Below are 13116 nucleotides of genomic sequence, written 5' to 3' on the forward strand. Positions count from 1 at the left end.
GCTGAAATTGTATCGCAGCATGATAAAAAATCATCCATCGATTCACGCATAATACAAAAAAGCCGCCAATCGATGGCGGCTGATATCCTATTTCGCGATTAACCTAGGGTCACTCGCGCGTTGCGGAACATGCGCATCCACGCACTGTCTTCGCCCCAATCATCCGGGTGCCAAGAGTTGGCGACGGTACGGAATACCCGCTCAGGGTGCGGCATCATAATGGTGACGCGGCCCGACTCTGTGGTCAAAGCGGTAATGCCACTGGGTGACCCGTTCGGGTTGGCCGGATACGCTTGTGTTGGCTGGCCGTGATTATCGGTGTAACGTAGCGCCACCGTGCCTGACGCCTCAATCGCCGCCAGATGATCCGCATCGCRCACTTCCACGCGTCCCTCACCATGCGATACCGCAATGGGCATCCGTGACCCCGCCATCCCAGCAAAGAAGGCGGAGGGGCTTGATTGCACTTCCACCATGCTAAAGCGGGCCTCAAAGCGCTCGGACTCGTTACGAACAAATCGTGGCCAGTGTGCGGCGCCTGGGATCAGTTCATGCAGGTTCGATAACATCTGACAGCCATTACACACGCCAAGTGCCAAGGTGTCTTCACGACCAAAGAAGGCACTAAATTGGTCGCGCGCACGGCTGTTAAACAGAATGGATTTCGCCCAACCTTCACCAGCGCCTAACACGTCACCGTAAGAGAAACCGCCACAGGCCACCAGCCCTTGGAAACCGTCCAAACTGACGCGTCCTGAGAGAATGTCACTCATATGAACATCCACGGCGTTAAATCCAGCGCGATCGAAGGCGGCGGCCATTTCCACATGCGAATTCACGCCTTGCTCACGCAAAACAGCCATAGTCGGTTGTTGGCCAGTAGCGATATATGGCGCAGCAATATCTTGGTGCACATCAAAGCTCAGGCTGGCGTGCAAACCGGGATCGGTCGCTTGTTTAGCGTCAAACTCTTGGCGTGCACAATCTGGGTTATCGCGACGCGCTTGCATCTGATAGGTGGTTTCGGCCCAAATCTGACGTAGGTGCTGGCGACTGGCTTGATAGATAGGTGCCTCACCGTGACGCAAGATAATTTCATCGCTATCACTTAGGCCGCCAATCAGGTGGCTGCATGCGGTCAATTGATGTTCGGCCAACACCGCATTAACGCGCTCGAGATCTGGCGCTGCCACTTGGATCACCGCACCCAGCTCTTCGTTAAACAACACTGACAAGGCATCGTCGCCTAAACGGGCGATGTCGACGTCGATACCGGTGTGGCCGGCAAACGCCATTTCTGCCAAGGTAACGAAAAGTCCGCCGTCGGCTCGGTCGTGATATGCCAATAGCTTTTGCTCTGCCACCAAGGTTTGCATCGCATTGAAAAAGCCTTTTAGGCGGGCGCTGCTGGTGACATCGGCAGGCTTATCGCCCAATTGATGATACACCTGAGCCAACGCAGTTGCGCCCAGACGCTGCGCCCCTTCACCGAGGTCTATCGCAATCAGCTGACTATCACCTTTATCGGTACGTAATTGTGGGGTCACGGTACGACGCACATCTTCCACACGCCCAAAGGCGGTGATGATCAGCGACATCGGCGCGGTGACAGTTTTATTTTCATCGTCTTGCTGCCACTGGGTTTTCATCGACATTGAGTCTTTACCCACCGGAATGGTCAGTGACAACTCAGGACACAGCTCCTCGCCCACGGCTTTGACCGCTTCGTACAAACCAGCATCCTCGCCCGGATGACCCGCCGCGGACATCCAATTGGCAGACAGTTTAATGTTGGTCAGGCTACCAATATCGGCACAGGCGATATTGGTGAGTGCTTCCCCGACCGCCATTCGGGCAGAGGCAGCAAAGTCGAGCAAGGCTGCAGGCGTTCGCTCACCCATCGCCATCGCTTCGCCGTGATAACTGTCATAGCTGGCCGCCGTCACCGCACAGTTAGCGACCGGTACCTGCCACGGACCGACCATTTGGTCACGGGCAACCAGTCCAGTCACCGAGCGGTCACCGATGGTGATCAAGAAGGTTTTCTCCGCCACCGCCGGCAAGCGTAAAACACGCTCACAGGCTTGTGCCAGCTCTATATCTTGGGGGTTAAGCGCAACACCTGTCACTTGCTGACGCGTGACATCACGGTGCATTTTGGGCGCCTTACCCAACAGAATATCCATCGGCATATCGATAGGGCTATTACCGAAGTGGCTGTCGTCAAGCGACAGGTGACGCGCATCGGTGGCATCACCAATCACTGCGTACGGGGCGCGTTCACGCTCACACAGGGCTTCAAAACGCGCCAGGTTTTCGGGTTTGACCGCCAAGACATAGCGCTCTTGTGACTCGTTACACCAAATGGCGAGCGGGCTCATTCCCGGCTCATCATTCGGAATATCACGCAGGTTAAAGCGTCCACCGCGGCCGCCATCATCGACCAGCTCTGGCATGGCATTGGACAGGCCACCCGCGCCCACATCATGGATAAAGGCAATTGGATTGTCCTCACCAAGCTGCCAKCAACGATCGATCACTTCTTGGCAGCGACGCTCCATTTCTGGGTTCTCACGCTGAACCGAGGCAAAGTCTAAGTCTTCCGCCGACTGGCCGGATGCCATCGACGATGCTGCTCCACCACCAAGGCCGATGTTCATCGCCGGGCCACCTAACACAATCAGTTTGGCCCCCACATCAATCTCACTTTTTTGCACATGGCCGTCACGGATGTTCCCCATTCCGCCTGCGAGCATGATCGGCTTGTGATAGCCACGCACTTCTTCTCCGGCATGTGAGGTGACTGATTGTTCATAGGTACGGAAATAACCCAGCAGGTTAGGACGGCCAAATTCGTTGTTAAACGCCGCGCCGCCCAAAGGGCCTTCCAGCATAATATCGAGCGCAGAGGCAATGCGCTCAGGCTTGCCATAGTCTCGCTCCCACGGCTGAATGAAGCCCGGAATTTTGAGGTTAGAGACGGAAAAACCGACCAATCCTGCTTTGGGTTTTCCCCCAGCACCGGTTGCCCCCTCGTCACGAATTTCACCGCCAGAGCCGGTCGCCGCGCCTGGCCAGGGTGAAATCGCGGTGGGGTGGTTATGGGTTTCCACCTTCATCAAAATATGGGCAGGCTCATGATGATACTGATAGCTGTGGCTCTCTGGGCTAGGGAAAAAGCGCCCAACGTTTGAGCCCGTCATCACGGCCGCGTTGTCTTTATACGCCGACAGCACGTTATCTGGGGTTTGCTCGTAGGTGTTTTTGATCATCTTAAACAGCGATCTGGGCTGCTTTTCACCATCAATAGTCCAGTCGGCGTTAAAGATTTTGTGGCGGCAATGCTCAGAGTTGGCTTGCGCAAACATCATCAGTTCGATGTCGTTAGGATTACGCCCCAGCTGGGTGAAGTTCTCGACCAGATAGTCAATTTCGTCTTCTGCCAGTGCCAACCCTAAGGCTTGGTTGGCCTCGACTAAGGCGACGCGGCCACCCGAGAGAATGTCTACGCTATGCATCGGCGCAGGTTCCGCTTGCTCGAACAGCACTGCGGCAGCCTCAAGCTCGCTGAACACCGTTTCCATCATCCGATCGTGCAACAATCCGATTAAGGTCGCGTGTTGCTCATTGGTCAAAGGCGCAGATAACTGAATATAGTACGCCGTCCCGCGCTCCAAGCGTTTGACCGCATCCAAGCCGCAGTTATGGGCAATATCCGTCGCCTTGGAGGACCACGGCGACAAGGTGCCTGGACGTGGGGTCACAAGAAACAGCGTCCCTTCCGGGGCATGCGGTGGTAAGGTTGGTCCGTAAGTCAGTAGCTTTTCGAGCTTCTCGCGACTGGCGCTATCCAAAGGCTGATGCAAATCGGCAAAATGAATAAACTCAGCATACAGTGCCGTGACAGGTAACTGGTGTGCTTGGCAGCTCGCCAGTAATTTGTTTACACGAAACTCAGACAGTGCGGGGGAACCACGCAAAATATCCATGTGCGTACGTCTCTCGTTAGCGGTAAATGAAAGGGGTATACCCAAGTTATCGCACCCTGGCACCATAACTTGGGTATCACCACTGACCTTGCCGCAATGGCAGTTGTCACGGTTATATTTAACGGTAAGCGCGGATACCGTTCACGCATTACGCATAAAGCGAATTCACTGAGAACTCCGAGTGATGCGCCGCTCAACCCGCGTTTTAATGCTGGCATTTTGCCCAAGCGGCCGCCATTATAGGGGAAAACCGTCAACGACAACACACCTCACGCAACCGTTTGCGCAAAAAATTTTCCCTCTATCGGTCTGACGTCTATTCACGTAGAATGACGCGTCTATCGATCAGCGCTAGCGGTTTGATGCTGGCATGCAACAGTGAGCGACAGCCTTTGACACAGCGTGACTTTTCTTTGCGATCATGGATGATTAGCCTAACGGTACTTGTGCTTAGCCTCGCCGTCACAGGCTGTGATTGGACCTTCGACGATCGTACCGTTCTAGAAAAAATCCGTGACCGCGGCGTTTTAAGAGTCGGGACACTCAACAACGAACTCTCATACTATATAGGTCCTGATGGCCCCACCGGGCTAGATTACGAGCTTGCATCACGTTTTGCTGATAAGCTCGGGGTAAAACTGGAAATGGTGCCGACCTACACCTTGTCCGGGCTCTTCCCTGCTCTCAAGCGCGGTGATGTGGATCTGATTGCCGCTGGCCTTACCATTACCGACCAACGTTTAGCCCAGTTTCGCCCTGGCCCCGCCTACTACTTTGTCAGCCAACAAGTGGTGTACAAAAAGGGACATTGGCGCCCACGCGATGTCGATGACTTTAACCGTGACGATGCCACCATGGCGGTAGTGGAAGATTCTAGCCACGACCTCACCCTGCAAGCGCTAAAACAAGACCACCCCGATCTCAGCTGGAAAGTGGTGCAAGACGCCGACGATGATGAGCTGCTTAAACAAGTCGCAGACGGTGAGATTGACTTTACCATTGCCGATTCCGTCGATATTGCCTTGATGCAACGCACCCACCCAGATATTGCCGTCGCCATGGCCCTCAGTGAGGACGAGCCTGTCGCCTGGTTTATGAAAAAACAAGGCGACAGCAGCGCCTATGCCTTGATGGTCAATTTTTTTGGTGAGATCAACCAAACTGGCGAATTGGCTATCTTAGAAGAGAAGTATTTTGGTCACGTCGACCAATTTGATTACGTCGATACCCGCGCCTTTTTACGGGCATTAGAGAGCAAGTTGCCTAAATGGGAGCCGCTTTTCAAAAAGCATGCGAACGATTTTGATTGGCGCTTGCTGGCGGCCCTATCGTATCAAGAGTCACATTGGAACCCACGGGCGATCTCGCCCACCGGGGTGCGCGGTATGATGATGCTCACCCTGCCGACTGCTAAATCCGTGGGTGTGCGCAATCGTCTCGATCCGGAACAAAGTATTAAAGGCGGCTCGCTTTACTTGCAACGCGTACTTGACCGTGTGCCTGCCAGTGTCAATCCACATGAGCGCATTTGGTTTGCCCTCGCCTCTTATAACATTGGGTTTGGCCATATGATGGACGCACGCCGACTCACTGACGCACAAGGGGCCGACCCTAACTCTTGGAGCGATGTAAAACAGCGCCTACCTTTATTAGCCAAGCGTCAGTATTACACTCAAACACGCTATGGTTACGCACGTGGCTACGAGGCGCTTAGCTACGTCGAGAATATTCGCCGCTATTACCAAAGTATTCTAGGCTATGAGAAAGCGCATATAGAATCTCTCGATAGCCAACAAGTTGAAGATCTCGGTGGCCTACAAACGATCGTCGCCCCTGATGAGTCGTCGGAAAATGCCCCCGAGCAAACAACCGAGCAAGCGCCAGATTCGGCGTCATCACAGTCAGAGGATAACTCGACACCGCAATCAGACACGCAACCACAATGAGGGCAGCATGGTTCCAAGAAAACGGCTGGTGAAACAGAGCTTTCGCAAAAACAATATTTCATCCGCTAACCGGCGTAAGCGGATGCGCCAAAATATGCACAAAAAGGTGCTTTGGCGACAACGTGCCTTCGCGATTCGTGAATTTGCCGCCTTTGATGACGCGTTCTAGGACACCTTGCCTGAGTCAGGTAAGCAAGATTGAGATTGACAGGCTGCTTTTTTAGCGGCCTTTTTTTCGGCGCGACGACGGCGGAAAAAGGCTTGTAATTGCGCACGGCATTCGGTTTCTAGCACCCCGCCCTCACTGTGCACATGGTGATTCACACCCTCATAGCTCAGCAAGTTCATTACCGAACCGGCAGCCCCCGTTTTGGGATCCGGCGCGCCAAAGTAGACTTTTCTGACACGGCCATGCACGATCGCTGCCGCACACATCGGGCACGGTTCGAGTGTCACATAAAGATCCGCGTCTAATAAACGATAATTCCCCAGCACTTGGCCGGCTTGGCGTAAGGCCATGACTTCGGCATGGGCGGTGGCATCATGCTGGGTAATGGTTCGGTTCCACCCCGTGCCCACCACCTCACCTTGATACACCACCACGGCGCCGACAGGTACTTCACCCTCTTGCTCCGCCTTGTCTGCTAGCTGGATCGCTTGGCGCATATAGACGTCGTGCTCGCTATCCGACGCATGTGGATCTTTCATTCCAACCTCTATGACTCACAACCTAATACGCCCTCAGTATACGATACAAATAAGCCGGCTCGAAGGCCGGCTTAAAACACTCAACGCACAACAGCGTATTACTGCATCAAGTATTGGTAACTGGCTTGAATGCCCAGAGGTAATCCGAATGCCCAGTACGCCAACAAGAACAAGGTCCAACCTACCAGCATGGTAAGCGAGTAAGGGATCATCATTGACGCCACGGTGCCAATGCCTGTTGCTTTGACATAGCGCTGGCAATACACCACCACCAGTGGGAAGAACACCATTAATGGCGAGATAATGTTCGACACGGAATCACCCACTCGATAAGCCGCTTGCGACAATTCAGGGGAAATGCCCACGACCATTAACATCGGCACGAGAATCGGTCCAATCAGACCCCATTTCGCTGACGCAGAACCGATTAACAGGTTCACGAGTGCGGTGAGCAAAATCATCCCCACAATCGTCATCTCACCTGGCAGGTTCATTGACTGCAACAGCTCCGCGCCATTCAGCGCTAACAAAGTACCAATATTTGATTGGGTGAATGCGGCTAAGAATTGCGCGCAGAAAAACGCCATCACCATATACGCACCCATGGTCGCCATGGTGTCAGACATGGATTTAATCACATCTTGACTGGTTTTAAAGGTGCCCGCGGTTTTGCCATAAACAATGCCTGGAATGATAAACAGCACAAAAATCAGCGGCACGATCGATTGCATAATCGGTGCATCAAACGCGGTCAGCTCGCCCGCCGGAGAGCGAAGCGGGGACGTTTCTGGCCACGAGGCCGCCACCAGCGCAGCGATCCCTAGTAGCATCGCCAGACCAGCACGATTAAAGGCTTTACCTTCAATCGCCGTAAAAGAGCCCAAATCCGGTGCCTCTTCAGCATCCTCATCAATCGGTGTGCGATTTAAGCGTGGCTCGACAATTTTCTCAGTCACAAACCAGCCCAGCGCCACGATTAAAATCGACGACAAGCCGGTGAAATACAGGTTCGCAAGCGGGTTTACCTGGTAGCTATCGTCCAACACATGCGCGGCAGATTCAGTAAAACCGGCCAGCAATGGATCAATCCCTGACGGAATAAAATTGGCCGAAAACCCACCCGATACGCCAGCAAAGGCGGCGGCAATACCGGCCAGAGGATGACGACCCGCCGCGTGGAAGATAATCCCGCCGAGTGGGATCACCAGCACATAGCCAGCATCTGCGGCGGTGTGGGAGACAATCGCCACTAAAATCAGCATAGGTGTGAGCGCTTGCTTCGGCGTTACACTCAGCATTTTCTTGAGGCCGGTGGTAATAAAGCCGGACTGATCGGCCACACCTACACCAAGCATCGCCACCAAAACTATCCCCAGCGGCGCAAATCCAGTAAAGGTGTCAACCATATTGGCTAAAAAGTGGGCTAGCGCATCGCCGGTGAGCAGGTTTTTGACTTGGACAGCATCACCAGTCAAAGGGTGGACTGAATCAAAAGAGATCTGAGAGAGAATAGCTGACAATACCCAGACGGTGATCAGCCCCCAAAAAAACAATAACGCGGGATCCGGAATGCGGTTCCCTGCCCGCTCTATCATGTTCAAAAACCGATCCATGCCGCGCGGCTGGCCAGCATCGGCTGAGTCGCTTATGTGTTGGCTCACTGTTTACTCCATTTTTCGATGTTGTGTCTTTGCTTACCTGCTGGAGCAGGTTTTAGTGACATTAAAATGACAAACTTTCACCAGTAAAGCAAAAAACAGCATAGTTAGCCATAAGTAAGCCAGTTAACCAAATGTTAAATTGTTTTTTAATTAGAAAAGCAGCACAAAAAACGGATGCTTACAGGGCGCGCTGAAATATTTAGAAACAAAAAGACCGCTGGCGTGGGATAGGCATATTGATCCTTAGCACTCTGCAGTAGCGACTTTATAATGGAGGGACATCAATGGTAGGAGAGCACCATGAAATCCATTTCGCGTATTACTAAAGCCCCAGCAGCACACTGGGTAGGCAATGGTTTCCCAGCCCGTTCGCTATTTTCCTATCACCATCAAGCGGCGGAGATGAGTCCCTTTTTACTGCTGGACTATGCCGGTCCAATGCACTTTCCTGCCGATGGCGTGAAGCGAGGCGTGGGTGAACACCCCCATCGCGGCTTTGAAACCGTAACCATTGTGTATCAAGGCGAAGTAGAGCATCGTGACTCCACTGGTAAAGGCGGCGTGATTGGCCCCGGGGATGTGCAGTGGATGACCGCAGGCAGCGGCATTATGCATGAGGAGTTTCATTCCAGTGTGTTCAGCCACACTGGCGGCGAGCTGCAAAYGGTGCAGCTGTGGGTCAACCTTCCCAAACAAGACAAAATGACCGACCCAAGTTATCAAGGCATTAAAAAAGCCGATATCCCCGAGGTTACCCTGGCCGATAAGGCGGGCACATTACGGGTCATTGCCGGTGAGTTTGACGGTTATCAGGGGCCGGCCAGAGCCTTCAGCCCTATGCAGGTTTGGGATATACGACTAAACGCTGACGGGAAAACGCAGCTTACACTCCCCCAAGACTGGACCACCGCGGTGGTAGTGCTGGAAGGTAAAGTCAGTATCAACGGAACTGACCCAATTGGCGACGCCGATATGGCACTGCTTAGCCGCCAAGGCCGCGAGGTCGCATTGCACGCCTCACAAGATAGCGTGATTTTGCTACTCAGTGGCGAGCCCATCACCGATCCCATCGTCGGTCATGGCCCTTTTGTGATGAATACCAAGCAAGAGATTTTGCAAGCGTTCAACGATCTGCAAGCAGGTAAATTCGGACAGTTATAAGGACTGAGCCAAGACGCTGTCATCCGCGAATRCCAATAGAAAAGTCCGCCATTTCGCGGACTTTGTTTTTTGAAACTGTTCTTACAACTCTAGCCCTGCCCAAAAGCCATTTTGCAGCTGCTCTACCCTCTCATAACTACAAAGGTTCTGACTTCTGAACTGAGCCCTGACCAATCCATCCGTATCCGCCGCCAATACGGTAATCCGGGTGATGGTCTCAGGGTTGGTAGCAGGCTCAGATAAGATCATTTTCAAATCGTATCCGAGCAAGAAGGCCCCTTGCCGCTCGGTATCATACTCTAAGCGCTCTGCTGGGATATAAGGCTCCCACAAACGATCCGCCTGAATATGCTGATACTCAAGAAGAATGGTTAGAAAGTCAGATGCGTCTTTGCTGCTCTCGTTCCCCCGCTCCTGCCAGGCAATCAGTTTTAGCAAAGTCAGCCCAGCCAAAGACGCAACTTTGATAATATCGCCCTGCCCTAGGTCTATTGATAAAGCGGCATCGTAAGCTTCATGAAATCCAGCTACCGTCATGGTGACAGCATGCTCCGGTGGCCATTGTATTTCACCTGCTTCATCGGCGATGGCACCAAAGGGAATAATATCAATTGGCAAACCACTGTCAGGATCTTTAAGCCGATGCGCTTTATTGGTCGCGCTTAATCCGGCATCCAACAAAGCATGTTTTACGCTGGAGAACGCGTCCCACCCCGGTACCAGAATGCCGGTATCAATATCCCGAGTCTGACGGCCGGGATCACGGCCAAACACATGATACAAAACGAGATCTCTTGCCGTTGCCCCAGCAACAAAAAATGGTACGCCAGTTTGCTGGGTTGTGCGGGTGATCAGTGTCAGTACAGACTCAAACCCGGGGTTCAGGCAGTGTTTTAAGCTGTAGATATTGCTCATTGATGCGTTCGGCAACCTCCTTGTTTCGGCTATCTCTACTTGCAAGTAGCTCAGCAACAGCCAGCAATGCCTTGGCATTGATATTGATATCCAGCGCCTTTCCCCAGAATGCAGGCACTACCCAAAGTCTGCCGGAAGCGTCTGGCTTTGCCTTGAGCAGCGCAAGCTTTTTTTGCAATGGTTCAAAGGTAAAGAGCTGTAACTCATAAGGCTGTAAATAGCGTGTCAGTTCATCGGCAGCGGCTTCTCCCCCCCAGCAATCCTTGGATGTTAAAGGGATGTCTCGCCAATCATCCGGCGCAACTAATTTTAGCCCTCCGAGCTTTGGCCTAAGTACGGTACGATAGTGTTCAATCCAGATCTGATAAAGGGCCTCTTTATCTAGAATGCGACGGGTACTACCCATACTGACAAGCTTTTCAGCCTCTAGGTATTTAAACCCCTTACTCACCATACCTAATGAGATATTCGCCATCTCGGCTATAGTTCGAAACGGCAGATGCAACACATCTTCCTGAACCAACAAAGGAAACAACAGCTTCATAAAACCTAACCCTGGATTTGCCGGCTGTGGAGTTGCAAGGTGGTTTTCAGTGCTGTTTTTCCCGTCAATCCATAGATTTAGCCCGTTAAAGCTCACGCGAGCATTACCGGCCTCATCAATAAAATTGATCGCGTTCTTGGTGCAAAAATCGGCGAGATGAGTCGTCAGTCTGTTACACACCAACAGATTGTCTGAGCGAGCAGCGCCTAGCAATGCGGATAGGCTTTCTTTACGGTGGATACGCTTTATTTCAGCGCTAAACGAGTAGCATTGGCCGTGCACTGTCAGAGTCACCTCGGCATCGGTGTAAGGCCCACCATCCGGCTCTGGAGCGAAAGTATACTCCCCTTGAATATGCGAAGGCAGATTATCCAAAGCTCGCATTAGTAGTGTCGAGTTCTCGTTCACACACAAATACCGTTCATGAATCATGAATAAATAATAGTCGTGAACATAAAATTCTGCAAGATAAGCGGAGAGCTTGAGTGAAGCAGGCACCGGTTAGCGTAACGCGCGACTGAAACTGCGTGATTACAATGCACAAGTTGGCGAAGTACTAGCCAACGTGAAAACGATGAACAAAGTCATAAGACTTGGTAGGCCTGTTAGCTACCGAGTTGATCGATGGGGGGCGGATAATCCCTTTGGATCAGTGCTTTATATTAATATCATTGATCAATAATGCCCCTCCCCCCATTAACACTAAATTTTCTTAAGTAATATTGGGAGTAGAGGCATCATGAGCAGCAGGGCGAGATCGCGAACGTTTTTTAACCAAAAAAGGATCGGTTTGACGATCACCTCTGGCTGTGATCATATAGGTCGATTCTAAAATAGTTCGGGATAGATACTGTGGATATCGATACATTTAAAGACTACTTCAGCACCGTTGATGATAATCGCCAGAGTGCCAAGATAACCTACCCACTATTCGACCTGCTTTTTGCTTCATTGTGCGCGGTGATTGCGGGGTCGAAAGGATGGTACGAGATTCGAGAATACATCCTAGGGCACCATGAGTGGTTTAAGCGTAACGGTATGTTTAAAGACGGTATTCCTGCCGATGATACCATCGCTCGCGCCATCTCTTCGATTGAACCGAGTGCCTTTCAAGCCTGCTTTATCGATTGGATGAAAGCTGTCCATCAAATGACGGATGGTCAGGTGGTCGCGATCGACGGTAAAACGCTGAGAGGCTCTTACAACCGTGAAGATAGAAGTAGTACGATCCACATGGTCAGTGCGTATGCCAGCGAAAACCACCTAGTGCTTGGGCAGCTCAAGACTGAAGAAAAAAGCAATGAAATCAATGCGATTACTGAGTTAATTCGCCTACTCGATTTACGCGGTGCGCTGGTCACTATCGATGCGATGGCCTGTCAAACGAAAGTTGCCAAAGCTATTGTTGAGCAAGGTGGTGATTACTTATTAGCGGTGAAACAAAACCAGGGAAAACTAGCGAACGCGATCACCGCGGCATTCAGTGAGCAACGTCGAACCTTCAATGACGATGTCGAGTTTGAATATGGTCACGGTCGTATTGAATCACGTCAGTGCTATGTGCTTGATAAAGCGTGCTTATCAGGCGACTTTACTCGTTGGCCATCACTGCAAAGCCTTGTCATGGTTGAGTCTTTGCGTGTTGAAAAAGGACGCCCGATGTCGCTGGAGTACCGCTACTATATCAGCTCAAAATCACTGACTGCCGATGAGGCAAGCCGTGCTATCCGCTCGCATTGGGGCATTGAAGCCATGCACTGGGTGTTAGATGTCAACATGGGTGAAGACGCCTGCCAAATTTATAAAGACAATGGGGCCGCGAACTTTGCCTGTCTGCGACACATGGCCTCAAACATGGTGCGGGCTGAGCCGACCAAGATCAGCTTGGTAGCCAAACAGAAGCGCTGTCTCATGAATCCCAGCTTCTTAGAGAAAGTTTTAGCCGCAGGCATACCGGCGATGGTTGAAAAATAAACACTCATGCGCTCGCCCTGACTCCGTTCCGAAGGTAAACCCGTGCCAGGTCATCAAAAAAACACCGAGCAGTGGTCAGCTGAAGCCAAGTTCGCCACCGTCATGGAAACAGCCAGTCTGTCAGAAGCCGAGCTGAGTCAATATTGCCGCGAGCGAGGCTTGTTCCCCGAGCAAGTCAAAGCATGGAARCGCGCTTGTATCAGCGGWGCAGGCCAAGC

9 protein-coding genes and 2 pseudogenes are annotated in these 13116 nt (G+C 52.0%); 6 read left to right on the forward strand and 5 right to left on the reverse strand.

From position 1 onward, the window contains the following. Positions 1-98: 98 nt before the first annotated feature. Entirely contained in the window at positions 99-3989 is a 3891-nt protein-coding gene (purL, locus tag BZG14_RS01555; RefSeq protein WP_077607786.1) for a phosphoribosylformylglycinamidine synthase, read from the reverse strand. A gap of 425 nt (positions 3990-4414) precedes the next feature. Between purL and mltF the strand changes: the two genes are divergently transcribed. Beyond that, on the forward strand, positions 4415-5935 hold the full coding sequence (mltF, locus tag BZG14_RS01560; RefSeq protein WP_077607793.1) for a membrane-bound lytic murein transglycosylase MltF: 1521 nt from the start codon (positions 4415-4417) through the stop codon (positions 5933-5935). Between the two features lie 7 nt (positions 5936-5942). Continuing rightward, positions 5943-6104, forward strand: a complete 162-nt coding sequence (locus tag BZG14_RS15655) for a hypothetical protein (RefSeq protein WP_167369481.1) — start codon at positions 5943-5945, stop codon at positions 6102-6104. Here the strand turns inward: BZG14_RS15655 and tadA are convergent. Both tadA and BZG14_RS01570 read right to left on the reverse strand, forming a co-directional pair. Next, positions 6101-6643, reverse strand: a complete 543-nt coding sequence (tadA, locus tag BZG14_RS01565; RefSeq protein ID WP_077599123.1) for a tRNA adenosine(34) deaminase TadA — start codon at positions 6641-6643, stop codon at positions 6101-6103. The genes BZG14_RS15655 and tadA overlap by 4 nt on opposite strands. Positions 6644-6741: 98 nt before the next feature. After that, positions 6742-8256: an AbgT family transporter gene (locus BZG14_RS01570; protein WP_077607794.1), complete on the reverse strand. Its 1515-nt coding sequence runs from the start codon at positions 8254-8256 to the stop codon at positions 6742-6744. Between the two features lie 348 nt (positions 8257-8604). Between BZG14_RS01570 and BZG14_RS01575 the strand changes: the two genes are divergently transcribed. After that, on the forward strand, positions 8605-9465 hold the full coding sequence (locus BZG14_RS01575; protein WP_077607787.1) for a pirin family protein: 861 nt from the start codon (positions 8605-8607) through the stop codon (positions 9463-9465). An 81-nt stretch (positions 9466-9546) separates the two neighbouring features. Here BZG14_RS01575 and BZG14_RS01580 read toward each other — a convergent pair whose 3' ends face one another. Further along, positions 9547-10380 (reverse strand): hypothetical protein, encoded by an 834-nt coding sequence (locus BZG14_RS01580; protein WP_077607788.1) that lies wholly within the window; start codon positions 10378-10380, stop codon positions 9547-9549. Beyond that, positions 10334-11422 carry a type IV toxin-antitoxin system AbiEi family antitoxin gene (locus BZG14_RS01585; RefSeq protein ID WP_198531995.1) on the reverse strand — a complete coding sequence of 363 codons (1089 nt, stop codon included), beginning with the start codon at positions 11420-11422 and terminating at the stop codon, positions 10334-10336. The genes BZG14_RS01580 and BZG14_RS01585 overlap by 47 nt, the downstream gene beginning before the upstream one ends. A 10-nt stretch (positions 11423-11432) precedes the next feature. Here BZG14_RS01585 and BZG14_RS16050 point away from each other — a divergent pair. From BZG14_RS16050 to BZG14_RS15810, 3 genes and pseudogenes are all read left to right on the forward strand, one after another. Next, positions 11433-11531, forward strand: a pseudogene (locus tag BZG14_RS16050) (IS5/IS1182 family transposase); the annotation flags it as partial. A 245-nt stretch (positions 11532-11776) separates the two neighbouring features. Further along, entirely contained in the window at positions 11777-12898 is a 1122-nt protein-coding gene (locus BZG14_RS01590) for an ISAs1 family transposase (protein WP_077607789.1), read from the forward strand. Between the two features lie 24 nt (positions 12899-12922). Beyond that, positions 12923-13116: pseudogene (locus BZG14_RS15810) on the forward strand (IS3 family transposase); the annotation flags it as partial.

The organism is Salinivibrio sp. IB282 (assembly GCF_001995685.1).
GTDB classification, from domain to species: domain Bacteria; phylum Pseudomonadota; class Gammaproteobacteria; order Enterobacterales; family Vibrionaceae; genus Salinivibrio; species Salinivibrio kushneri.

What these genes read in the sequence shown, in the direction of transcription:
- BZG14_RS01570 (WP_077607794.1), bottom strand. Translation starts at nt 8,256, where the DNA reads ATGGATCGGTTTTTGAACATGATAGAGCGGGCAGGGAACCGCATTCCG.
- tadA (WP_077599123.1), bottom strand. Translation starts at nt 6,643, where the DNA reads ATGAAAGATCCACATGCGTCGGATAGCGAGCACGACGTCTATATGCGC.
- mltF (WP_077607793.1), top strand. Translation starts at nt 4,415, where the DNA reads ATGATTAGCCTAACGGTACTTGTGCTTAGCCTCGCCGTCACAGGCTGT.
- BZG14_RS15655 (WP_167369481.1), top strand. Translation starts at nt 5,943, where the DNA reads ATGGTTCCAAGAAAACGGCTGGTGAAACAGAGCTTTCGCAAAAACAAT.
- BZG14_RS01580 (WP_077607788.1), bottom strand. Translation starts at nt 10,380, where the DNA reads ATGAGCAATATCTACAGCTTAAAACACTGCCTGAACCCCGGGTTTGAG.